This window comes from Flavobacterium glycogeni (assembly GCF_048286775.1).
Lineage (GTDB): Bacteria > Bacteroidota > Bacteroidia > Flavobacteriales > Flavobacteriaceae > Flavobacterium.
The window spans coordinates 143,905-166,064 of the sequence record NZ_JBLVPV010000006.1 but is presented as its reverse complement, the minus strand read 5'-3'; the positions used below and the strand labels follow the sequence as shown (position 1 = coordinate 166,064).

Here is a 22,160-nt window from a genome sequence, read left to right as displayed (position 1 = left end):
AACTTTGTCATCTAATACATATCAGGACTCTTCATAAGATTCACAATAACGCTTGTCGTAATTCTTTACATTTGTAGTATGATAAAATCATAACCTATGGAAAAACAATATTCTGTTGCGATATACCCTTCGGAAGCAGTTGTTGCTTTGGTTAAGTCGATGAAAGAACAATTAGCCCAGGAAGTGGGATGGTTTCACAGTAGAAATTCTGTTGGTCATATTACCATTTGTGAATTCAAAGCAACTGATAAACAAATTGAAATCATTAAAAATCAATTAAACAGATTGTGCGATACTTTGGAACCCGCTGAAGTTTCTCTAAATGAATTTGGCTCCTATCCCAATGGTGCATTTTTTATGTCGCCAAACGAAGATTCTAAAAACCGTGTGAAACTCCTAATGAAACAGGTTTACGAATCGCTTCGAAACTTGAACATGCAAAAAAGTAATGATCCACACCTGTCCATTGCACGAAGATTAACTCCAGAAAATCTTGAAAAAGCGAACTGTTTATTTACCGCAATTGACGTTTATTTTTTGTGTGACAGTGTCGTTTTACGAAAATTTGATGAAAATATAAAACAGTTTTTTGTAATCCATGAGTTTAAGTTCAACGGTAATGCACAACCGAAACTTGTACAAGGAACTCTTTTTTAGTCATCAATCACTCTTCAACCATCCTGTAATGCTCATTCTTGTATTTTGGGTTACCAAAACTTCATGAACTAGCTCGTCGCTTTTAAAGAAAACAGTCTTGCCCTGCGTGGGTGAAATTTTCTGATTGTTGTCTAATTGATGAATCAGCAATTCTCCTCCATCACTTTCTTGCCAATCGCTATTTAAATAACTAATCATGGAGTATTTTCGGCTGGGATTGTTCTTGAATTGATCCAAATGTTTTAAATAAAAATCCCCCGATTCATACAACGAATAATGAAATTCATACCCCGTTATTCCCGCGTAACAACTTTGGTTCAGATAAAGAATAAATTCTTCTATTTGAGCAAAGAATTCATTTTCGAATGCATTATTGTGTTTTTTGTCAAGCCAATAAATGGAATCGCTTCGTATGGCTGCATCATAAGAAACCTTCTCAGAATTACCAATTCCCGCAGTCATCAATAAACTTTTTTGGTTTAAAGCAATCAAATTTTGTTTTAGATTATTGGCCAAATTGGCACTCAAAAAATGTTCGGATATACCTACTTTACTTTCAATATAAGTAGCAATCAAAGCTTCAAAGCTATTTTCCATATCTATTTTCATTGGCTGCATAGACTGCCAACGGGACAAGGTAGACTAAATAAAACTGTTAGACTCTCATTATGAAATAAATAAAATTATTTCTTTATAAATATTCCTTAAAAAGACTTGTTGCATAAAATAAACCGCCAATTCGCTAATTAAAAATCAATAGATCTGTTGTAGTCCATTTTTTGAAGCTCAAACAAATGCTATATTTTAAAATTGAATTTATGTACTTCAAACAAACGTTTATTAATTATTAATGTGAATCAAGGGTTGGAATGTGCCGATAGGCACTAAATCTCGGTAGAAACTATGAATTGGAACGGATTTAGCGTGCCGTAGATACGCAACATTTATCGTTTTGTTGCGTACCTACGGCACGCTAACGAATTTTGAACCTAATTGCTACCGATATTTAGTACCTAACGGCACAAAAAAAGATTCTCAACCCTTGATTCGCATTTTAGTTAAAACTATCGCAAAAAAAATCACAACGGAGCTGTGATTTTTTTTTACGAAATGATTAAAATTAATCTACTTTTCTGAATATCAATTCAATTCCGGAATGATTTTTCAAAGTTAGTTTCATATTTTCAACGCTATAAGAAGTAGTACTTTGCAAAGAAGTAAGAAACTCACTTTCTCTATTTTGTGGTTCACAAGCCATCATAGTAGAAGCTATGTTTGTGAATCGTAAAAGTCCTTTCTCAAAAAATAGAGATCCATTCATGGAATTACAACCTCCAAATCCAAAAAATTTATTTGTAGTTGTATTAATTTCAATTCTTGGAAACTCTCTTTTGAACTTCGTACGAGTTACATTCTCACCATTCATTTTTTCTAACACCCAAATATCATGCAGTTTAGAATCTGTAATATAGGTTCCACAACCATTAAAAACAGTACTATTATCTGTTTTGCCTTTAGTTATTTCGATTTTAACAACATAAGGAGAAATAGCACCCGACATAGAGTTAATGCATTCTTCCTGCCTAATTTCGATATTCATATTTCCAGATTCTGTAGCAACTCGATACATTTTTACATTGGCATCCATCGCTTGTATCGGTGCTACAAATGGCGCATTGAAAGATTCAAATCCCGCATTCAATGATGTAAAAACGATACTATTCTCTGATATTTTTAAACTCCAAAAAGGTTCATTACCTGTAGCTCTAAAATAAATCATTTGCTCTAAGTTTTCCATTTGTTCTTTGTAGGCTGGAGTTGGCTCGGTTTCAGCCGTAATTTGAGTTGGTACTTTATTGGTTTTACAACTTACAATAGTTAATAAAACAATACTAAAAAAGACGTTTTTAATCATAATACCATTTTTTATAATTATTTTATAGAGAACATACAAAAGCTAGATTCAATCAAAAAACTTCCCATCCACATAAAACCAATTTCCATTTTCGAATTTAAAAGTAGATCGTTCATGATGAAGTTGTTTTTGTAGTTTATTGTCCAACAAGTAGGCTTTGAACTCCACCGTGTTTTCTGTAGCCTTTATAATTTCTAATTGAAGCCATTGATTTGAAGTGGCCCAATTTAGAATATCAGATTTCGAGTAGTATTTTCTCTCTGAAATATGGGTTGTTGCCAATAAATATTCAGCTGTATGTGTTGCGTAAGCTGAATAACGGGAACGCATTAAAGCTTCAGCAGTTGGTGCTTTTTGAGTTCCATTAATAAATGGTTCACAACATTCCTTAAAATTTTTCTGAGAACCACAAGGACATTTTATTGTTGTCATTTTATCTAAAAACTATTGAAACCTATCGGTTATAATTGACCATTAAGTGCAATTATTTTTTGTTGCAATTGATTCAACAGTACTTGATACTTACTGATTTCGATTAGATCTTCATCATCTTCTGCAAAATCAAGTAATTCATCTAGATCCTCACTGACTTCAACCAATTTATTATTAGCCTCTTTACTATTTTTACTGGCAATCAAATCAATTATTTCCTGAACACCTTTTTTTAGATCCGTAAATTTATTGTTTTCCATCTTTAATTATTTTTCTGAAGCCTTATCTTCATTGAACTTTTTAACAATTTGTTTTAGTTTTTCTTTGCGGAGAATTTCAGCCTGTTTTACTTTATCCTGAGCCTTATGCAACTTATCATTGTGCTTTTTTATGTTTCTTTCGTTATTTCTACTCATGGCATTTATCTTTTAACTATCAAATCAATTATTCGATTTAGGAACTCCTGCAAAGTTCGGCTTATTTATTGAAATTCAAATTGTTTTTAATTTAATCATTTTAGATAATGATCCATTTTATTATTCCCCGTGTTTTCTCTAATTATTTATATTTTTTTTAAAAAGCTAACACACTTTTTTTTACAAATAGTAGTTTTTATATACATTCTGATGTTGCAATCAATAGGATTAATCACGTTAAACATTTTAATACCCTAAAAATTAAGAATTTAACTATACTAATAAAACATTATGTCGTTATACTATTTATATATATATTTATTTACAAAAAAATTGAGCATTCTCAATTCTTTCAAATAGTACAAATGGACAATAAAAAATACCCTAAATTTATCACATGGTTCTTAGACAGGCCAAAAACAACGGGTTTTATCACTTTCATATTCCTGAGCTATGTAGCAGGATTTATCGTCTCTCAGCAATATCAACTTATAAAAGAAGATGAGCAACGAGAAATGAATAATACACTTCGCATTGTTAATCAAAATATAGAGCAATCACTAAAAAACTGTTATACGACTACATTAACATTAGCATTGACTATTAATGACCTGGGCGTTCCAGAAAATTTTGATGATGTAGGTAAAAAACTGATGGAATCAAATACCAATATTAATGCTGTCCAATTGGTCCCTAATGGAGTGATAAAGTACATTTATCCCATAAAAGGGAACGAAGCAGCTATAAATCTAAATATTTTAGCTTCTCCTTATCTTAAAGAAGAAGCCTTAAAATCAGTTTCTTCTCAAAAAATGTATTTTGCCGGTCCACTTAAATTAAAACAAGGCGGAATGGGAATTGTAGGAAGGTTTCCCGTTTTTCGGAACAATAAATTTTGGGGATTTTCAGCAGTTATAATTAAATTAGATAATTTATTGAAATCTTCAGGAATAAATACAGTTGATGATTCAAAATATTATTTTCAATTTTCAAAGAAAAATACAACTACCAAAAAGGAAATTTTTTACTTACCAAATAAAACTGATTTTTCTAAAAAATACAATATTTCTACAATTATTCCGGATGGTGATTGGAAATTATACCTAATATCTAAGCATCATAATTATCTTTATGCCCAGATTCTAATTCCAGCAATTATTGGATTTATTTTAGCCGCTCTTTTTGGCGTTTTGATATACACTTTATTAAAAATACCGGAAGAATTACAGTTTTTAGTAAATACTCAAGCAACAAAACTCTTGAATAGTGAAATAAAATTTAAAACCATTTTCGATCAAGCCTCTGTAGGAATAGCACTTGTCGATGCCAGTTCCGGTACTTATATTGAAATTAATAAACAATACTGCAACATGCTAGGCTATACACCACAGGAAATGAAGGAACAAAATTTTCAACTGGTAACCAATTCTAATGATGTATCGAACACGGAAAGAAAGAATGAAAAAATTATTCCGGAAAATTCTGGAACAAAACAATACCTCACTAAATCAGGGAAAATTGTTTGGGCAAACTTGACCGTTACGCCACTCTTGGAAACAAGTGCAAGACCAACTACCAATATCATTATTGCTGAAGATATTACTTTACAAAAAGAAACCGATGAAATAATCAAAAAAAGTGAAATACGATTTAAAAGTCTCTTTGAAGATTCTCCAATACCTTTGTGGGAAGAAGATTTCTCGAAAGTAAAAAACTATCTTGAAGAATTGAACCTTATCCATAAAGATTCAAAAGAGGTTTTACTTTATTTAAATGAGCATCCTGAGGTTGTAAACGAATGTATTTCCCTAGTTAAAGTAATTGATGTCAACAATTTATGTTTAAAGCTTCATGAGGTCAAATCCAAAAAAGAATTAATCGCAGGACTTGATCAAATCATTTCTAAAGAATCTATTGATGGTTTTACAAAACAGCTCATTGCGATTACTCAAGACGAGAAACAATTGATTACCGATTCTAAAATACAAAATTCTTTTGGTGAATACCGAGATGTAAATTTGAGATGGAATGTCATTCGCGGTTATGAAAAAACATTGGAAAGAATTATTGTCTCAACTGAAGACATTACAGACCGTAAATCATCGGAAAATTTAATTCTTACATCACAGCAAAGAGTTGAATCCCTAATTAATACCATCGATGGAATAGTTTGGGAATGTGATGCTAAAACCTTCGCTTTTAATTTTATAAGTCAAAAAGCAGAAAAAATATTAGGATATACTTCTGAGGAATGGTTAGCGAGTGAAACCTTTTGGGCTGACCATATTCATCCTGAAGATAAGGAATGGACCCTGAATTATTGTATTTTAAAAACTAAAGAAAATTTAAATCATGATTTTGAGTATCGAATGATTGCAAAGAACGGAGCTGTTATTTGGCTAAGAGATATTGTAAATGTAATTTTCGAAAATAATCAGGCTTTTAGTTTGCGAGGTATAATGATTGATATTACAAAAACAAAAGAAGCAGAGAAAGATTTAAATGACTCTTTCAATTTAGTGACCGAACAAAACAAAAGACTACTGAATTTTTCCTATATTGTTTCTCATAATTTAAGATCACATACCAGCAACATTGCCTCTATTATGTCTTTGATAGAATCTTCTGAATCAGAAGAAGAGAAAGATGAAATGATACAATTATTGAAATCTGTTTCTAATTCCTTAAATGAAACAATGGTTCACTTAAACGAGGTCATAAATATAAGGACTAATATAGGTTTAGTATCTGAACCTTTGAACTTACAGCAGTATTTAGATACTGTTCAAAAAGTGCTTTCTGAGCAAATAACCACAAAAGATGTTACCATTTCTACCATCATGCCAGAGGATGTGATGATAAATTATAATCCAGCCTATCTGGAGAGTATCCTTTACAACATTATTTCTAACTCCATTAGATATAGCCATCCGGAACGAAAACCAATTATAGTCATTCAATGGATAGAGGAGAACGACACAAAAGTACTTCAGATTTCCGACAATGGTATTGGCATTGACCTTGTTAAAAACGCGGATAAAATTTTCGGGATGTACAAAACATTTTCTGATAATTCTGATTCAAAAGGAATTGGATTATTTATTACAAAAAATCAAATTGATGCCATGGGTGGAAATATAACCGTGGAAAGCAAACCCAATATAGGAACAACATTCAAAATCTATATTCAATGACAAAAAAAGCAATCTGGGTAATCGATGATGATCCTATTTATCAAATTATCATTAATAAAATCATTCAAAGATCTGAAATGTTTTCAGCCATTACTACTTTCAAAAACGGGAAAGAAGCTATAGACGCATTGCACGACACAGTACATCACAAACAGGATACTACTGAAATACTTCCAGATATAATCCTATTGGATATCAATATGCCAATTATGGATGGCTGGGAATTCATGGAAAAAATGGGGTTAATAAAATCTAAATTCAGCAAACCAATCACCGTATATATCGTAAGTTCCTCTATTGCTGCTGAGGATAAAAACAAATCAAAAACCTATTCAGACATATTGGGTTATTTATCTAAACCTGTAAGCATAAACGACTTAGTATTGATTGCTTCGAATGATTAATTTGTATAAATCATCCCTTAGATTTATTTCAATTCTTTTTTTATTTCTTCCAAAGATTTATTGGTAAAGATTAATTCATCAATGATTTTCTTTCTCAAAAAATCCAAATCATCATAATCAAAATACTTAGCCCACGAAGTCAGATTAAATAAATTACGAACTTGCTTGATTTTTTTTGTAGTTTCAAAACTGGTTCTGAGTATGGCTTTTTTATCATAGCTTGGATTGTTCCTATGTTGATAATTGACCGTTTTCTTTAGATAATTGGCTTCTAAATAATAGAGTTCTTCCAAAGTATTATCTGGATAAAAATTAGCCCAAGGCGCAAAACCTAATTTTATTTTAGAATCTTTTTCTGGTTCTAATGGTTCTAAACGCCATTTGCTGTTAGCCAATCGTCCCCAGTGATTCGACAAGCGATACATTCCCACTTTAGTATAATAATATTTACTTCCCGATTTACTGTCGTATTGAAGTTCTAATCCATTTATGCTGTCCAAAGACGCTTCATGAAAGACACAAAAAGTATTTTTGAAGGAATTGGGGTTGGGACGAAATATTTTTTCCATTAAACAAAGGTAATCAGAAAGTCTAAAATAGAGCAAGACAAGTAATATTTGATTAACTTTGCCAACTAGAATTAGTAAAAATAAATTGATTATGACCAAAGCTTCTGAAGAAAGAATGTTACAAAAAGGTGTTTACACCGGAATTATGGAAAAAGATGAAAACAACAACTTTTTTTGTGGTGAATATCTTTTAGACTATAAAATGGCCCAAAAACATACTGTTGGTGATTGGATTACAATAAAATCAATAATTGAAAATCCAAGCGATATCAGTTATAATAAATATCCGAAAAAGTCTAAAAATTTCGACAAAGCCAATAATAAACCCCAACAATAGTACATTTTTATCTTACTTTTTTAACCAAAAAATAGAATTTAAGTTCTTTTTTTTGAATATTTTTTTGTCACAAACTAAAAAAATAAAAAAAAGTGTACCTTTGCAAAAAATTTGTCGATTTTGAAATCAAATTACATTGATTTAATACTAAAAGACAAGTAGTTACCTTATTTATGAAAAAAATAGTTGAATACCGCAAACTGCTAAATGTAGATAAAACTGCAGAGCTAAAAGATTTGAAAACGATTTATCGTAACGCTATGAAAGAAGCGCATCCTGACAAATTTCAGGGCGATGAAGCCGGACTGAAAGCTGCAGAAGAAAATAGTAAAAAAATTATTGAAGCATATCATTTCTTGGTAAGTATCAATCCTGAAACTCTTAAACAAAACTTACCTGAATATACTGAAACTATAGCAACCGCTACAATTTCGGATTACAAGTTTGTTGAAGGAAGATTAATTATTAATTTTTCAAATGGTAGTGTTTACGAATACATCAGTGTGCCTAAAGCAACTTATGTAAAAATGGTAAATGCTGATTCCCCTGGAAGATTTGCAAAAAGACATATCCTGAATTCTTTTACTTGGAGAAAAACGATTAACCAAGACTAGTTTTTACAAGATCACAAATAGCTAAGCATCCTTCTAAAGGGTGCTTTTTTATTTTTACGTATTTTCTTTATAATTATTTTGTAAAAAAAATAATTAATTATTATTTATAATCAACTTGTTTTAAGTATTTTAGCAAGTATATAAAATCATCCTTAAAGCTGCCAATCATGAAAGACTCATGTGTTCTGTACCAATTTCAATATAAGAAAGCTAAAGAAACGCTTACTATTCTTGAAAAACAAAAAGCACAAATTGATTTTAATCTCAAAACAAATCCTATTTGTTCCATTTTGCATAAAGAATTAAGAACTGTAAACCTGAATATAAAGATTACGGAAAATGAGATAGAACATACAAAATCTGCTATACTTAAGTATGAATCAAAAAATGATTTTTCAATAAAAGAGACACAACCATAACCTGTTGGGTATCATTATTCAAAACATCAGTTCGAGGCAGGATTTTTTTCTACCAAAAAAAGCAATATAAAATGACATTCAAACTGTCAGGCTGAGCGCATTCCGATAACTATCGGAAGAAGCTCCACATAGTAAAAAACGTCAATGATTGTTTTTTTTGGAGTAAAACGGAACAAAAAATGTCCCGATAGCTATCGGGACGAAAATCGTTTTTAATTCAAAATCAAAACAAGCTTTTTTTTAACTGAGAACAAAACTCCTCGATTCTTTTTTTTGACAAACTATCCTTTCAAATAACGAATACACCTCATTTCTTATGATACAAAATGACTACAATATAGAATATAGATCAATTCCTAATTAAGAATGAAAAATAATAACAAAAATTTAGGTTGTAAAATTATTAATAATTTATAATTTTAAATACTTTTGCAACCTTAACTTAATTAACTAATTAATAATGAAAAAAATAATTTTAGTACTTTCTGCAGCTGTTGTTTTAATTTCTTGTAGCAAAGTTGGCAAAGATGAATACATGATTTCAGGGACTGCAACAGGAATTGAAAATGGCAAAACAATTATCTTGGAAACACAAGATGCAAATGGCATGGGATTGATTGCTAAAGACACTGTGAAGGTTGAAAACGGTAAATTTGAAATGAAAGGAACAATTACTGAGCCATCATTTTATACAATCCAATTAGAAGGTGCGCAAGCTAAAATACCTTTCATATTAGAAAATGGAGAAGTAACTATCGCCATTAACAAAGACAGTATCCAAAAATCTAAAGTTTCTGGAACTTATAATAACGACGAATACGTAGCATTCAACGAAGAAATCTCTAAAGTTCAAAAGAAACTAATGGATTTTCAAACCAAAAACATGCAGGCTATGAATACAGCGCAACAAACTAAAGATACAGTAGTTATCAATAAGTTGATGCAAGAGTTTTCTAAAATTCAAGAAGAAGTTGGTGTAGCTTCAAAAGCCAAATACGTTACTTATGCTGAAACACATCCTAAAGCATTTATTTCTGCTTTGATTATACAAGGTATGTTAAATGATCCAACTGCTGATGTTGCAAAATCTGAAAAATTATACAACAGCTTAGAAGAGTCATTGAAAAAAACAAAACCAGGTATCGCTATTAAAGCTAAACTTGCTGAAATGAAAATGCCTTCTGTAGGAGCTACTCCTGCTCCATCAGCTCCGGCTGCTGAAGCTAAATGAAGAGCCGATTTTTCAGGTCCTAATCCTCAAGGGAAAACAATTTCTCTAAAAGAAAATTTAGGAAAAGTAACAATCGTTGATTTTTGGGCTTCATGGTGTGGCCCTTGTCGACAAGAAAACCCAAATGTTGTAGCCCTATACAAAGAGTTACACAGCAAAGGTCTAAACATAATTGGTGTCTCTTTAGATAAAGATGCCAAAGCCTGGAAAGATGCTATTGCAAAAGATAAACTAACATGGAATCATGTTTCAAATTTGAAATTTTGGGATGAACCTATAGCTAAGCAATACAAAGTAGAATCGATACCGGCTACTTTTATTCTTGATGCATCTGGAAATGTAGTCGCAAAAGATTTGAGAGGTGCGGAACTTAGAGCAAAAGTTTTAGAACTTTTAGCAAAATAATCCCATTTATCGCTATAAAACAAAAAATCTCCCTAGCGGAGATTTTTTTATTTTATTCAATACCAATACATTAAAAATAATAGTAAAATTAAGTGCAAATATAGTTTGGAAACTTCAAAAGTGTTTCTATATTTGCACCCGGTTAGCACGATAAGCAATGCTTATTGAGTCTTGGGGAGATACTCAAGCGGCCAACGAGGGCAGACTGTAAATCTGCTGTGTAAACTTCGCAGGTTCGAATCCTGCTCTCCCCACAAAACTCTTCAAGCAATTGAAGAGTTTTTTATTTATATAAATTCGCAGGTTCTCCCGCCCCGAAGTCTCGGGATTCGGGACTGCTCTCCCCACAAAAACTCTTCAAGCAATTGAGGCGTTTTATATATACAAAATTGATACTTTCATCATATCGCGTTGTAGTTTATTCAAAAAAAAATCCCATCTCATTTTTGAATCTGAGATGGGATTTTTTAATTATGATTTTAGCTTCTTTATTCTAAAATAAAACTTACCGTTACATTAGCAGTAATATTGATTTCTCCAATAGCCAGCGTTTCTCTTGGAGCACTAGCATCACTCATTTCCATTGTTTTCATTGCTGCATACATTGGCTGCGGATAATAGGTTTGCGAATTATCAGATATTGTCATGGCACGCCCAACTTTTTGTCCTAAAACAGAAACATAATCCTCTGCTTTCAATTTAGCTTCTTTCATTGCTAATTTTCTAGCCTCTGATTGATATTGTGCCAACTTTGAAGATTGAAAAGTAACATTGTCAATTCTATTAATTCCTTCGTCAACTAATCCTTCCATCAATTCATCATACGTTGATAAATCTCTCAATAAAATTTCGATTGTTTGAGTCGCATTATAACTGTGTTTCTTTTTTTCATAATCGTATTGTGGATTCAATGAAACACGTTGCGTTTTATAATCTGCCGGTGCCAAGTTCATTTTTTTGATAAACTTTAAAACCGCTTCAATCTTTTGATCATTTTGTTTTTTTACGTCTTTGGCGTTATTCCCTTTTGTCTCAACAGTAACTGCTATAGTAGCCTGATCCGGAATTACCTTTACTTTACCTTCTCCACTTACGTTTATTTGAGGAACTTGTTTAACTTCTTGTCCATAAGACATCGAAACAAATAGAATAGACAGAATTAGTAGTGCTTTTTTCATTTTTTATATAATTTAATTATTTGAACTGATTTCTAAACAAAAGTTGTGCCATTATAGCTTCCCCATTTTTTCCATTACAAAAAGAATAACTATTGGAATAGCTAATAATATTACCATCAAAGTGTGATCTACTAACAAAGCAGGTTCTTTGAGCAATGTAATCAAATAACCTCCTACAGCGCCTCCAAAATGAGCCGTATGTCCAATATTATCATTCTTAGCCTTCATACCGTAAATGGAATACAACAAATAAAGGATTCCGAAAATATAAGCAGGCATTGGGATAACAAAAAAGATTCCTAACATCATATCCGGCTGTAATAATATTGCTGAATATAAAACTCCGGTTACCGCTCCAGATGCACCTACAGCTCTATAACCATAATCATTTTTATGAAAAACCATCGTCAGTAAACTACCAAAAATTAAACTTCCAAAATAAATCAATCCAAAAGAAAAATCACCTAAATAGCTAATGACTACCGGAGCAAAAAACCAAAGCGTCAACATATTAAAAATCAAATGAGTCATGTCAGCATGAAGAAAACCAGACGATAACATTCTAATTTGTTCTCCTGCCCGAATACTCCCAACATGAAATTCATATTTTCTAAAAAAAGAAAGGTCGTTAAACCCCTTGTAACTAATTAAAACATTTACTACAATTATTGCTATTAAAACGGTATTCATAAAGTGTGTTTATTGTGAATTGTAAAGATAGTCATTCTAAAATACCGATACAGTAAGCTGTCAAAATTAATATCAATCTACATTTTTGACTTATATTTGCAAGAAAAATTACGGCATGCAATTTCTTGTTTTTATCTTAACCTTTCCGTTTTTATGGATTATTTCCATTCTTCCATTTAGGGTTTTCTATTGGTTTTCTGATTGTATCTATTTAATTGTTTATTATATTATTGGCTATCGCAAAAAAACGGTTAAATATAATTTGGCACTGGCTTTCCCTAATCTTAGTGCCGAAGAGCGTCTTGTGATCGAAAAAAAATCGTACCACCATTTGTGTGATATGTTTTTGGAAATGATAAAAACCATGACAATTTCAGCTGCTGAAATGAACAGAAGATTCGTAGCCACCAATATCGAATTGGTGAAAGAATTCGAAAACAAAGGAAAAAGCACTGTTTTGCTAGCCTCTCATTACGCGAGTTGGGAGTGGTTATTGTCTATTAACGAACAAACAAAATTTAAAGGAATAGGCGTTTATAAAAAAATTGCCAATAAATTCTTTGACAAACTGATACGAGACATTCGATCAAAATACAATGCTGAACTAGTGGAAACTAAAAAAGCGATTCCGTTGATGGCAGAAAATCAAAAAAATGGGATTCTTAGTATGTATGGATTAGCCAGTGATCAATCTCCAAAATTGAATAGAGCCTTTCATTGGGATAAATTTATGGGCATAGAAGTTCCTGTTCATACCGGTGCCGAAATGCTTGCCAAAAAATATGATTTGAATGTTCTTTTTGTAAAAGTAAAAAAAGTAAAAAGAGGATTTTACGAAGCTACTTTTGTACCCATTACTGATAATCCCAGATCAATTCCTGATTTTGAAATTACCAATACCTTTTTACGAGAAGTAGAAAAACAAATTCTGGAAGCTCCTGAATATTATTTCTGGACGCATAAAAGATGGAAACACAGAAGATAGTTTCCGTTAGTAGGACTCAGTAACAGTGTTCAGTAAAAAAAACAAAAATCACTTATCATAAAATCTATTGTTTATGAAAAGTGATTTTTTATTTAGTCCTTTTAAAACCTCAACTGTTATAATGAAAACCAGTTTTTTACCAATTCATCTTCTAAAGGTTGCGCATTTTTGTTTACAAACTCATTGGTAGCAGGATTATAATCATAATCCAAAGCCCAAGTTTTATGATTTTCAGCCAATGCTTTTATTCCGTTACAAACAAATTCAATTTCGGCATTTGTAGTTGTAGGATGAATAGACATTCTAATCCAGCCCGGCTTTCTGATTAAATCTCCAAGAGTAATTTCGTCAATTAATTTATGGGACGTTTCCTGGTCTACGTGCAATAAAAAGTGTCCGTAGGTTCCTGCACAACTACAACCGCCACGAGTTTGAATTCCGAATTTATCATTCAGTAATTTAACGCCCAAGTTAAAATGCAAATCTTCCACAAAGAAAGAAATCACCCCTAACCTATCATGATGCTGTCCTGCAAGAATTTTAATGTTGGAAACATTTCCTAATTCCGAGAAAATATAATCCACTATTTCATGTTCTCTTTTTAAGATATTTTCAATTCCCATTTGCTCTTTCAACTGAACAGCCAATGCGGTTTTTATTACCTGAAGAAACCCAGGAGTACCACCATCTTCCCTATCTTCAATATTATCGATGTATTTGTGTTCTCCCCAAGGATTCGTCCAACTTACCGTTCCTCCTCCCGGATTATCGGGAACTAAATTTTGATATAATTTTTTATTAAAAACCAAAACACCACATGTTCCGGGTCCGCCAAGGAATTTATGAGGCGAAAAGAAAATCGCATCCAAATAACTTTCAGCATCTTCAGGATGCATGTCGATTTTCACGTAAGGTCCTGAACAAGCAAAATCCACAAAACAAAGTCCGTTGTTTTGATGCATTATTTTTGCCACTTCATGATACGGAGTTCTTATTCCCGTAACATTCGAGCAAGATGTGATCGAAGCTATTTTAAAAGATCGCTCTTTATATTTTTCTAATAAAAGTTCCAGATTTTCTATGCTGAACAAGCCATCTTCTGAAGAAGGAATAACTTCAACATCAGCAATAGTTTCTAACCAAGACGTTTGATTCGAATGGTGCTCCATGTGCGAAATAAAAACAATTGGTTTCTTTTCGGCTGGGATAGTGATGAAATTTTTTAAGTTTTCAGGAACTTTTAAACCCAAAATACGTTGAAATTTATTGACAACACCTGTCATTCCTGTTCCGTCAGTAATCAAAACATCGTCAGCACTCGCATTTACATGATGTTTAATAATATGGCGCGCCTGATGATACGCTTTCGTCATTGCTGTTCCCGAAACCGTAGTTTCTGTATGGGTATTGGCCACAAAAGGACCAAATTGATTCATTAATTTTTCTTCAATAGGACGATACAAACGACCACTCGCCGTCCAATCCGTATAAATAATTTGTTTTCGTCCGTAGGGAGATTCAAACTCTTGATCTATTCCGATTATGTTATCACGAAACTGTTGAAAGTATTGCTCTAATTGTGTTGGTACTACTTTAGTAATCATTCTATGTCTAATTTGAGTTCAAAGATATTGATTTTTACTAAATAGTCATTTTCAAATTTAGTTAATACTGATGATTAAATAAATTTATAAACATGGTCCAAATGAAAATCATACTTTGACCACGAAAAAAATTGTTTTTATATTACCAATTCTCTTTATTTTACTTTCGAAAACACATAAAAAAATGCCCAAGAAAATTTCTGGGCATTCTATTTTTAAAGCTATTTAAATTACAAATCAAATCCTAATGAGAATTGCCAAACTCTGTTTTGTGCTTTGTCGTCATCATATAAATCTCCTAAACCTAAATGATAGCGTACTCCTAAACTGATACCGGAATTAGTTTTAAATCCTCCTCCAAAGTTCAATCCCCAATCAAAATTATTAGGATCATACTCTTGTGAACCACTAAAAAACCCATCATATTCTTCTTTATGCGAAACTGCTAATCCAATTTGTGGGCCCGCTTCCAAAAAGAAATTTTGAGAAGGATACGCTTTAAGCATTATTGGTAAGTTTATGTAATCTAATTTTTGTGTAAAAGTCCCACTGCTATTTGTTATTTCGTATCCTTGCTGAGAATACATTAATTCAGGTTGAATAGAAAAGCTTTCGCTAATAAATGACTCGCCATAAACTCCTATATGAAAGCCGTGTCGTTGCTCTGTTTCTCCATCTCCATCAAAACTTACGGCTGCTAAATTATAACCTCCTTTTATTCCTCCATTCGATTTGGGAATAGCACTGTCCTGAGCATTCATTGTTGCACCTATTCCAATGAATAAAGCTATTGCTAAAAATTTTGTTTTCATTTGTTTCATATTATAATAGTTATTTAAATTAAATTTTATTTTCCTCCATTGGCACGAAGATCTGCAATACATTGCGCATCTAATTGTGGTGCTGCACCACCCGAAACCATATTTCCAATACCGCTTCCTGTTTCGGATGACCAATACATTAAACAGGTTTTTTCAATACAATGTTTTGGATGCGCTGCATCTTCATGACTGCTTTGCAAGGCTGTACCAAGATTAGTCAGTCCCAGGATATGTCCAAATTCATGGGTAATTACTGTTGTTTCTAACAAACTTCTACTGGGTTCAACTGGACTATCGCTCAAACCTTGAATAGTTTGTTCGAAAATAACAAAAGAAGTATTTCTGTAAGCCGTTCCTAGAATAACTCCTGTGTCAGTATCTTTTGAAGATTTCCCATCTGCAAAAAATGCCCAAACCGCTATTTGATCCGAAGTGTTGTATTTTGTTCTGTTAGCATCTTCAATACTTACAATCTCCCCATCAGTATAAGGTGAATTCCCTGGTGATGGTATAGACCGCTTTATAACATTAATACCGTTTGGTTTGTAGGTTCTTGCAGTAAGAAAGCTTACAAAATTACTGATCGCTGTACTGCTTGGCTCAAAACCGGCTACATACACCACTTCAATAACCATACTCTTGAACTTTTTATCAGATAATAAATCGTTAGAAGAACTTCCTGTTTGCTGTTTATTCGTATTAGGATTTACAGTGCCGGAATTGTCTATTGAATCATCTTCTTTTGAGCAGGATGCTACTGACAGGAACAAACCTATAGTTAGTAGAGTAATTACTTTTTTCATTATTATTTTATATTATTATTTTTATTTAAAAGAACAGCTACAATACGTTTAGTAGCTGTTCTTTGAAAAAACTAACCAATCTAAACCAACCTATATTTGCTTCAATACTAATGTTAATCCTGCATTAGTTGTACTTTGTAATGTGATTGTCGAAGCAGTAAAACTTGTTACTTTCCAAGTATTATTCAATAAAGCAAACGAAGCATTTCCTGAAAAATTTAGTTTTAGAAAAACATTTAATTCCGATCTTACCGCATAAGTCCCATTTACTGTTGTATTCAATAGATTTACGGCTGTTACCGATAAATTATTTGCAAAATCTATCGTAAAATCTTTATAATTCGTTGCTGAGTTCACTCCTGCATTTACAAATGAATCTACTTTAAACTTACCGTTAACCAAAATCGTTTCTAATTTTTTTCCATTTTGAACTGCTTCTGCCATCGCTGCTTCTGTTTTTAGAGATGCATTAATAGCTGCTTGTAATTCAGCATCACTTGAAACCGTTAATTTTGTTCCATCCGCAATTGCCACTGAAACTGGGTATTTTACCGAAAATAATTCCGTGCTGCTTACATTAGACATATACGCATATAATTGTTGTTCGGATGTGATGACAACACTTCCTGTTTGTTGAAAACTTAAATTATACGTAAAAATTGTAATTGGGAAACTGATATTTACAGAAGAAATAGCATCTTTATTAGAAGTTTCCGCTGATGTACAAGCATTTAATAGTGCATTATATTCTGTTTGATTAGTAACGGTGACCTCTGTATAATTACTTAATTGAACTCTTAAAGGAAACTGTAATATTACTGAATCCTGGTCATTATTAAACTGTGCCAAAATTTCAATAACCCGTTGATAATCTAATTTAGTTGACACAGCAACCTGAACTCCATTCACTTTTGCAATAGCTGGTAATAAGATAGAAGAACATGATGCTCCATCCAAGAAATCATCAAATGAACCATCGTACATCGAAGTACGTTTCAGATTACTTGTTGTAGTTGAATTAGCCGAATTGGTATTTGGATTTTCTCCTTCTACCTCATCTACTTCACTTTGGCATGATGTAAAACCTAAGATAGCCATCAATGCAATTCCTGTAACAATTTTTAATGTTTTCATAATTTTCAAATTTAGTGTATTTTTATATTTACAAGCGATGTTTTTAGCGCCTTTCTATTAGTAAGACAACTACGCATATTTTTACCCTACCAAAATTTTAAAAAAAATATAAAATTTTACAAATAAATTCATAAAATACTACAAATCAACATATTAAATTTTAAACTATTATTCCTAAAAAAGCAATTATAATTAAGGCAACTGCTTTTTGAAAAAATAATTTACATTTACAACCTACAAAAAATGAATTAATACTCAATGAGCGACGAAAAAAGTACACTTTGCGAAGAAAATCACTTTAGAGACTTTTACTTAAAGCACGTGCAATCAGCAAATAATTTTGCTTATTATAAATGTGGTGATGATGAAGCTGCATTAGATTTGGTGCAAGATGCGTTTACCAAAATTTGGGAAAATTGTTCCAAAATCGACTTTAGTAAAGTCAAAACGTATTTGTTTACCAGCATTAATAATTTATTCCTGAATAACATAAAGCATCAAAAAGTAGTATTAAGGTATGCTAAAGATGCGCCTAACTTAGATACGAATAATCAAAGTCCCGAATATTTATTCGAAGAAGAAGAATTCAAACAAAAACTCACAAAAGCTATCGCATCATTAAGTGAAGCACAGCGCGAAGTATTTTTATTGAATCGAATAGATGGAAAAAAGTACAGAGAAATAGCTGAATTACTCGATATTTCTCAAAAAACAGTAGAAAAAAGAATGTCAGGAGCGCTGCAACTATTAAGAGCCCAAATAGAAAATATATAATTAGTCATTTAGCTGTAGGGTAATTTAAAAGTTAGTTGTCTTATAAACATAGAGATATAAAATGAAAACCGATAAAGAGATATTAAAATGGTTGAATAATGAGCTTTCAAGCCAAGAAATTGAAGATTTAAAACAATCTGAAGATTTGAAAACACTTGAAAAAATTGCTCATTATGCATCACAATTGGAAGCTCCAAAAATAGATGCCCACTCTGCTTTGGAAGCTTTTAAAGCCAGAAACCATTCTAAAAAGAAAACAAAAGTCAGAACTTTAAACTTCAAGGCATTCTATAGAGTTGCCGCTGTTCTGGTTGTTATGTTAACCTCTGCTTATTTCTTGTTTTTTAACAATACTACATCTTTTGAAACCCAAATAGCGCAAACAAAAACAGTTACACTTCCTGATAATTCTGAAGTGATCTTAAACTCCGCTTCAAAATTAAGTTTTAACGAAAAGAAATGGGCTGATAAAAGAACTTTAACATTAGAAGGAGAAGCTTTTTTCAAAGTTCAGAAAGGGCAAACTTTTAGTGTAAACACAACTGCGGGAGTCGTTACCGTTTTAGGGACACAATTTAACGTAAAAGAACGCAAAAACTATTTTGAAGTGAATTGCTACGAAGGTTTGGTGAGTGTAACGTATAATAACGAAACTATTAAATTACCTCCCGGAAAAACCTTCCGAGTTATAAATGGCACCATCGAAAATGTTGAAGATTTTGATGCCCAAAATCCTTCATGGATTCAACAAGAATCAAGCTTTAATAAGATTCCATTAAATCAGGTTATTGCAGAATTGGAGCGTCAATATGATATAAAAATTAAAGTAGAGGGTGTCGATACTTCAAAACTCTTTACGGGAAGTTTTACACATACTGACAAAGAAATAGCGCTTCAGGCGGTTACAATTCCGCTTAAATTAAGCTACAAGATTAAAGGCAAAACCATTATATTTTACAACTATGGTGTTAAATAGATGGCTGATTTCTCTACTACTTTGCATTGGCAGTATTTGTTATGGACAGAATACAGCTAAAAAAATACCTTTAAGTGAGGTTATCATTTCCATCGAAAAACAATTTAATATCAAGTTTTCGTATGCCGTTGAAGATGTAGCCACAATTACAATTGACAAACCAAATGCTTCTTTTACGTTACAAGAAACTATTGATTATCTGAACTCGAAAACACTTTTAAATTTCAAAGCTTTAGACGATCGATATGTTACCGTTTCAGTGTTAAACAAAACAATATCCGTTTGTGGCATTGTTTTTTCCGATGAAAAAAAATCTCCTTTAGTTGGCGCTTCAGTAGTTGTAAATGACATTGGAAGAAGTACAATAACAGATAAAAACGGTACATTTAGCCTGCAAAATATTCCAATCAATGCAACGCTGACCATTTCCTATTTGGGTTTTGAATCCAGACAGTTTTCGGCTAACGAATTGTTTTCTGCACAAAATAATTGCAAGGACATTGTTCTTTCTACAAAAAACGAAGAGTTAAATCAGGTCCTGATAAATGTTTATTTAACGCCCGGCTTACAAAAATACCTGGATGGAAGCACCGTTTTAAACACTAAAAAATTCGGTATTCTTCCCGGATTAATAGAACCTGACATTTTGCAATCTGTTCAAGCGCTTCCCGGTGTAGAAAGTACCAATGAAAGCATTGCTAACATTAACGTGCGTGGCGGAACTAATGATCAGAATTTAGTGCTTTGGGATAATATCAAAATGTATCATTCCGGTCATTTCTTCGGGTTAATTTCTGCTTACAATCCTAATCTTACCAATAAAGTTATCGTCAGTAAAAACGGAACAAGTGCTGAATATAGTGATGGCGTTTCCAGTACTATCAACATGTATACGAAAGATCTGGTTACCAATACCTTTTCTGGTGGCGCAGGAATTAACTCCATTAGTGCCGATGCCTTTTTAGAAATTCCAATAACTAAAAAATTAGAACTTCATATTTCAGGACGTCGTTCGATTACTGATTTGTTTAAATCGCCTACGTACACTAAATACTTTGATCGTAGTTTTCAGGACACTGAAATCAATGCAGATAGTGACCAGAATAATACCGCTTCTGATTTTTACTTTTATGATTATACCGCTAAATTACTTTTCGATTTAAATGAAAAACATCAATTCAGAGCTAATATTATTGGTATTAATAATGCATTGGATTATTCAGAAAGTCGCATTACAAATTCAAACGAAACCCAATCTAAAACCAGTAATTTATCCCAGAAAAACATTGGTTACGGAGGAAATTGGAAAGCTCAATGGAATCCAAAATTAAGCTCAAATTTCATCACTTACTTTTCCAGATACAATATTGATGCTACCGATTACAGAGTGGAAACGGACCAGCGCTTAACCGAAGCCAATGAAGTTTTGGAAACTGGAGCTAAACTCAATACGTATTACAAAACTAATGACAACTTAAATTTTTTGTTTGGGTACCAATTCAATGAAACGGGAATGTTAAACCAAACCACCGTTAGCGCTCCGTTTTACTCTAGCACTAAAAAAGATGTTTTATTGAATCACGCTTTATTTTCTGAAGTCGAATACAATAAAAACAATACCTATTTGCGAGTTGGATTGCGTTTGAATTATTTTCAAAAATTCGAAAAGCTTTTGGTCGAGCCAAGAATAAACATTCGACAAAAATTATCAGATCAATTTGCTTTAAAATTAGAAGGAGAATTTAAAAATCAATCTACTACTCAAATCGTGGATTTTGAAGATGATTTTTTAGGTGTCGAAAAAAGACGTTGGGTTTTAGTAACCGATAAAGACATTCCAATTGCAACGAGTAAACAAGGCTCTTTTGGTGTAGAATTCAATAAAAGCAAACTAAATATTGAGGCTACAGGTTTTTATAAAATTGTTGACGGCATTACAGCTTCTAATCAGGGTTTCTATAACAGCTTTCAGTTTACTAATGCTAATGGAAGTTACACCGCTAAAGGTTTTGAATTTTTAGCCAATAAAACAGCACGTCAATATAGCGTTTGGGTAAGCTATACGTTTAGTACAAATGACTATGAATTTGATACTTTTACACCTTCAACTTTCCCTAATAATGTAGATATAAGACATTCAGTATCGTTAGGTTTTTATTACGACATTCTTAAAAATCTAAAAATAGCTGTTGGTGGTATTTGGAGAAATGGGTCGCCGTATACAAAACCAATTGAAGGGAATGAAACCGTACAAAACGGAAATAATACCATGGTAAATTATGATTCTCCAAACAGTGAAAACTTAGATGATTTCATGCGTTTAGACGCTTCTTTAAATTACAATTTCAACCTGTCACAATTTATTAAAGCTTCGTTTACTGCCGGTATTATTAACGCAACAAACCAAAACAATCTGATCAATCGGTATTACAAAGTGAATCCAAATGATTCCAATGATGCCCTTCAAGTAGACAACAAATCACTTGGCTTAACCCCAAATATAAGTTTTAGGGTGAGTTTTTAATATTTAGCTTGATTTACAACCTACCCTTTCAAAGTGCAGCACTTTGAAAGGGTTATTTATTAAAAACAGACTTGTTTC

At 32.2% G+C, this 22,160-nt stretch carries 23 protein-coding genes, 1 tRNA gene and 1 pseudogene; 13 read left to right on the top strand and 12 right to left on the bottom strand.

What is annotated here, in order from left to right; all coding sequences use genetic code 11:
- Positions 1-96: 96 nt before the first annotated feature.
- Positions 97-657, top strand: a complete 561-nt coding sequence (locus ACNQGX_RS07140) for a 2'-5' RNA ligase family protein (RefSeq protein WP_417975232.1) — start codon at positions 97-99, stop codon at positions 655-657.
- A 3-nt stretch (positions 658-660) separates the two neighbouring features.
- On the opposite strand, the gene ACNQGX_RS07135 is transcribed toward ACNQGX_RS07140, so the two are convergent.
- The 5 genes from ACNQGX_RS07135 to ACNQGX_RS07115 all read right to left on the bottom strand — a co-directional run bounded on the left by ACNQGX_RS07135 (position 661) and on the right by ACNQGX_RS07115 (position 3,420).
- Positions 661-1,254: a 2OG-Fe(II) oxygenase gene (locus ACNQGX_RS07135; RefSeq protein WP_417975231.1), complete on the bottom strand. Its 594-nt coding sequence runs from the start codon at positions 1,252-1,254 to the stop codon at positions 661-663.
- 523 nt (positions 1,255-1,777) lie between these two features.
- A complete protein-coding gene (locus ACNQGX_RS07130; protein ID WP_417975230.1) occupies positions 1,778-2,572 on the bottom strand; it encodes an META domain-containing protein in 795 nt (264 codons plus the stop codon).
- A gap of 48 nt (positions 2,573-2,620) precedes the next feature.
- The gene (locus ACNQGX_RS07125; RefSeq protein WP_417975229.1) at positions 2,621-3,004 is read right to left on the bottom strand and encodes a YchJ family protein; all 384 of its coding nucleotides are present in this window, start codon (positions 3,002-3,004) and stop codon (positions 2,621-2,623) included.
- 29 nt (positions 3,005-3,033) lie between these two features.
- The gene (locus tag ACNQGX_RS07120; RefSeq protein WP_417975228.1) at positions 3,034-3,264 is read right to left on the bottom strand and encodes a hypothetical protein; all 231 of its coding nucleotides are present in this window, start codon (positions 3,262-3,264) and stop codon (positions 3,034-3,036) included.
- Between the two features lie 6 nt (positions 3,265-3,270).
- Complete coding sequence (locus ACNQGX_RS07115; RefSeq protein ID WP_131916035.1) at positions 3,271-3,420, bottom strand: hypothetical protein; 150 nt, start codon at positions 3,418-3,420, stop codon at positions 3,271-3,273.
- Between the two features lie 365 nt (positions 3,421-3,785).
- Between ACNQGX_RS07115 and ACNQGX_RS07110 the strand changes: the two genes are divergently transcribed.
- Positions 3,786-6,614, top strand: a complete 2,829-nt coding sequence (locus ACNQGX_RS07110; RefSeq protein WP_417975227.1) for a PAS domain S-box protein — start codon at positions 3,786-3,788, stop codon at positions 6,612-6,614.
- Positions 6,611-7,018 (top strand): response regulator, encoded by a 408-nt coding sequence (locus tag ACNQGX_RS07105; RefSeq protein WP_417975226.1) that lies wholly within the window; start codon positions 6,611-6,613, stop codon positions 7,016-7,018. The genes ACNQGX_RS07110 and ACNQGX_RS07105 overlap by 4 nt, the downstream gene beginning before the upstream one ends.
- 23 nt (positions 7,019-7,041) lie before the next feature.
- Here the strand turns inward: ACNQGX_RS07105 and ACNQGX_RS07100 are convergent, their stop codons facing one another.
- Positions 7,042-7,587, bottom strand: coding sequence for a hypothetical protein (locus ACNQGX_RS07100; RefSeq protein WP_417975225.1), 546 nt, complete (start codon positions 7,585-7,587; stop codon positions 7,042-7,044).
- A gap of 91 nt (positions 7,588-7,678) precedes the next feature.
- Here ACNQGX_RS07100 and ACNQGX_RS07095 point away from each other — a divergent pair, with 91 nt between their 5' ends.
- The 6 genes and pseudogenes from ACNQGX_RS07095 (at position 7,679) to ACNQGX_RS07070 (ending at position 10,847) form a co-directional block, all read left to right on the top strand.
- Complete coding sequence (locus ACNQGX_RS07095) at positions 7,679-7,924, top strand: hypothetical protein (protein ID WP_035672083.1); 246 nt, start codon at positions 7,679-7,681, stop codon at positions 7,922-7,924.
- Positions 7,925-8,097: 173 nt separating this feature from the next.
- Complete coding sequence (locus ACNQGX_RS07090) at positions 8,098-8,538, top strand: KTSC domain-containing protein (RefSeq protein ID WP_196851061.1); 441 nt, start codon at positions 8,098-8,100, stop codon at positions 8,536-8,538.
- Positions 8,539-8,705: 167 nt separating this feature from the next.
- Positions 8,706-8,957 (top strand): hypothetical protein, encoded by a 252-nt coding sequence (locus ACNQGX_RS07085; protein ID WP_417975224.1) that lies wholly within the window; start codon positions 8,706-8,708, stop codon positions 8,955-8,957.
- Positions 8,958-9,417: 460 nt separating this feature from the next.
- The gene (locus ACNQGX_RS07080; RefSeq protein ID WP_417975223.1) at positions 9,418-10,188 is read left to right on the top strand and encodes a DUF4369 domain-containing protein; all 771 of its coding nucleotides are present in this window, start codon (positions 9,418-9,420) and stop codon (positions 10,186-10,188) included.
- A gap of 18 nt (positions 10,189-10,206) precedes the next feature.
- Positions 10,207-10,593 (top strand): annotated as a pseudogene (locus ACNQGX_RS07075) (TlpA family protein disulfide reductase); the annotation flags it as partial.
- 173 nt (positions 10,594-10,766) lie between these two features.
- A tRNA-Tyr gene (locus tag ACNQGX_RS07070) sits at positions 10,767-10,847 on the top strand.
- Positions 10,848-11,081: 234 nt separating this feature from the next.
- On the opposite strand, the gene ACNQGX_RS07065 is transcribed toward ACNQGX_RS07070, so the two are convergent.
- Positions 11,082-11,771, bottom strand: a complete 690-nt coding sequence (locus ACNQGX_RS07065; protein ID WP_417975222.1) for an SIMPL domain-containing protein — start codon at positions 11,769-11,771, stop codon at positions 11,082-11,084.
- Between the two features lie 51 nt (positions 11,772-11,822).
- Positions 11,823-12,461, bottom strand: coding sequence for a rhomboid family intramembrane serine protease (locus ACNQGX_RS07060; RefSeq protein WP_417975221.1), 639 nt, complete (start codon positions 12,459-12,461; stop codon positions 11,823-11,825).
- 115 nt (positions 12,462-12,576) lie between these two features.
- On the opposite strand from ACNQGX_RS07060, the gene ACNQGX_RS07055 reads away from it, so the two are divergent.
- Entirely contained in the window at positions 12,577-13,446 is an 870-nt protein-coding gene (locus ACNQGX_RS07055; protein WP_417975220.1) for a lysophospholipid acyltransferase family protein, read from the top strand.
- Positions 13,447-13,562: 116 nt separating this feature from the next.
- Here ACNQGX_RS07055 and ACNQGX_RS07050 read toward each other — a convergent pair whose 3' ends face one another.
- The 4 genes from ACNQGX_RS07050 to ACNQGX_RS07035 all read right to left on the bottom strand — a co-directional run bounded on the left by ACNQGX_RS07050 (position 13,563) and on the right by ACNQGX_RS07035 (position 17,808).
- The gene (locus ACNQGX_RS07050; RefSeq protein WP_417975219.1) at positions 13,563-15,050 is read right to left on the bottom strand and encodes an aminotransferase class V-fold PLP-dependent enzyme; all 1,488 of its coding nucleotides are present in this window, start codon (positions 15,048-15,050) and stop codon (positions 13,563-13,565) included.
- 230 nt (positions 15,051-15,280) lie between these two features.
- A complete protein-coding gene (locus ACNQGX_RS07045; protein WP_417975218.1) occupies positions 15,281-15,862 on the bottom strand; it encodes a porin family protein in 582 nt (193 codons plus the stop codon).
- 35 nt (positions 15,863-15,897) lie between these two features.
- Positions 15,898-16,674: a membrane metalloprotease gene (locus ACNQGX_RS07040; protein ID WP_417975217.1), complete on the bottom strand. Its 777-nt coding sequence runs from the start codon at positions 16,672-16,674 to the stop codon at positions 15,898-15,900.
- Positions 16,675-16,764: 90 nt separating this feature from the next.
- Positions 16,765-17,808, bottom strand: a complete 1,044-nt coding sequence (locus ACNQGX_RS07035) for a hypothetical protein (protein ID WP_417975216.1) — start codon at positions 17,806-17,808, stop codon at positions 16,765-16,767.
- Between the two features lie 258 nt (positions 17,809-18,066).
- On the opposite strand from ACNQGX_RS07035, the gene ACNQGX_RS07030 reads away from it, so the two are divergent.
- The 3 genes from ACNQGX_RS07030 to ACNQGX_RS07020 all read left to right on the top strand — a co-directional run bounded on the left by ACNQGX_RS07030 (position 18,067) and on the right by ACNQGX_RS07020 (position 22,082).
- A complete protein-coding gene (locus ACNQGX_RS07030) occupies positions 18,067-18,582 on the top strand; it encodes an RNA polymerase sigma factor (protein WP_417975215.1) in 516 nt (171 codons plus the stop codon).
- A 61-nt stretch (positions 18,583-18,643) separates the two neighbouring features.
- Positions 18,644-19,558, top strand: a complete 915-nt coding sequence (locus ACNQGX_RS07025) for a FecR family protein (protein WP_417975214.1) — start codon at positions 18,644-18,646, stop codon at positions 19,556-19,558.
- On the top strand, positions 19,545-22,082 hold the full coding sequence (locus ACNQGX_RS07020; RefSeq protein WP_417975213.1) for a TonB-dependent receptor: 2,538 nt from the start codon (positions 19,545-19,547) through the stop codon (positions 22,080-22,082). Before ACNQGX_RS07025 ends, ACNQGX_RS07020 begins: the two co-directional genes overlap by 14 nt.
- Positions 22,083-22,160 lie beyond the last annotated feature (78 nt).

Bases quoted from the DNA above. Each gene is read 5' to 3' on its own strand.
- ACNQGX_RS07140 (WP_417975232.1), top strand. From the start codon at position 97: ATGGAAAAACAATATTCTGTTGCGATATACCCTTCGGAAGCAGTTGTT.
- ACNQGX_RS07135 (WP_417975231.1), bottom strand. From the start codon at position 1,254: ATGGAAAATAGCTTTGAAGCTTTGATTGCTACTTATATTGAAAGTAAA.
- ACNQGX_RS07130 (WP_417975230.1), bottom strand. From the start codon at position 2,572: ATGATTAAAAACGTCTTTTTTAGTATTGTTTTATTAACTATTGTAAGT.
- ACNQGX_RS07125 (WP_417975229.1), bottom strand. From the start codon at position 3,004: ATGACAACAATAAAATGTCCTTGTGGTTCTCAGAAAAATTTTAAGGAA.
- ACNQGX_RS07120 (WP_417975228.1), bottom strand. From the start codon at position 3,264: ATGGAAAACAATAAATTTACGGATCTAAAAAAAGGTGTTCAGGAAATA.
- ACNQGX_RS07115 (WP_131916035.1), bottom strand. From the start codon at position 3,420: ATGAGTAGAAATAACGAAAGAAACATAAAAAAGCACAATGATAAGTTG.
- ACNQGX_RS07110 (WP_417975227.1), top strand. From the start codon at position 3,786: ATGGACAATAAAAAATACCCTAAATTTATCACATGGTTCTTAGACAGG.
- ACNQGX_RS07105 (WP_417975226.1), top strand. From the start codon at position 6,611: ATGACAAAAAAAGCAATCTGGGTAATCGATGATGATCCTATTTATCAA.
- ACNQGX_RS07100 (WP_417975225.1), bottom strand. From the start codon at position 7,587: ATGGAAAAAATATTTCGTCCCAACCCCAATTCCTTCAAAAATACTTTT.
- ACNQGX_RS07095 (WP_035672083.1), top strand. From the start codon at position 7,679: ATGACCAAAGCTTCTGAAGAAAGAATGTTACAAAAAGGTGTTTACACC.
- ACNQGX_RS07090 (WP_196851061.1), top strand. From the start codon at position 8,098: ATGAAAAAAATAGTTGAATACCGCAAACTGCTAAATGTAGATAAAACT.
- ACNQGX_RS07085 (WP_417975224.1), top strand. From the start codon at position 8,706: ATGAAAGACTCATGTGTTCTGTACCAATTTCAATATAAGAAAGCTAAA.
- ACNQGX_RS07080 (WP_417975223.1), top strand. From the start codon at position 9,418: ATGAAAAAAATAATTTTAGTACTTTCTGCAGCTGTTGTTTTAATTTCT.
- ACNQGX_RS07065 (WP_417975222.1), bottom strand. From the start codon at position 11,771: ATGAAAAAAGCACTACTAATTCTGTCTATTCTATTTGTTTCGATGTCT.
- ACNQGX_RS07060 (WP_417975221.1), bottom strand. From the start codon at position 12,461: ATGAATACCGTTTTAATAGCAATAATTGTAGTAAATGTTTTAATTAGT.
- ACNQGX_RS07055 (WP_417975220.1), top strand. From the start codon at position 12,577: ATGCAATTTCTTGTTTTTATCTTAACCTTTCCGTTTTTATGGATTATT.
- ACNQGX_RS07050 (WP_417975219.1), bottom strand. From the start codon at position 15,050: ATGATTACTAAAGTAGTACCAACACAATTAGAGCAATACTTTCAACAG.
- ACNQGX_RS07045 (WP_417975218.1), bottom strand. From the start codon at position 15,862: ATGAAAACAAAATTTTTAGCAATAGCTTTATTCATTGGAATAGGTGCA.
- ACNQGX_RS07040 (WP_417975217.1), bottom strand. From the start codon at position 16,674: ATGAAAAAAGTAATTACTCTACTAACTATAGGTTTGTTCCTGTCAGTA.
- ACNQGX_RS07035 (WP_417975216.1), bottom strand. From the start codon at position 17,808: ATGAAAACATTAAAAATTGTTACAGGAATTGCATTGATGGCTATCTTA.
- ACNQGX_RS07030 (WP_417975215.1), top strand. From the start codon at position 18,067: ATGAGCGACGAAAAAAGTACACTTTGCGAAGAAAATCACTTTAGAGAC.
- ACNQGX_RS07025 (WP_417975214.1), top strand. From the start codon at position 18,644: ATGAAAACCGATAAAGAGATATTAAAATGGTTGAATAATGAGCTTTCA.
- ACNQGX_RS07020 (WP_417975213.1), top strand. From the start codon at position 19,545: ATGGTGTTAAATAGATGGCTGATTTCTCTACTACTTTGCATTGGCAGT.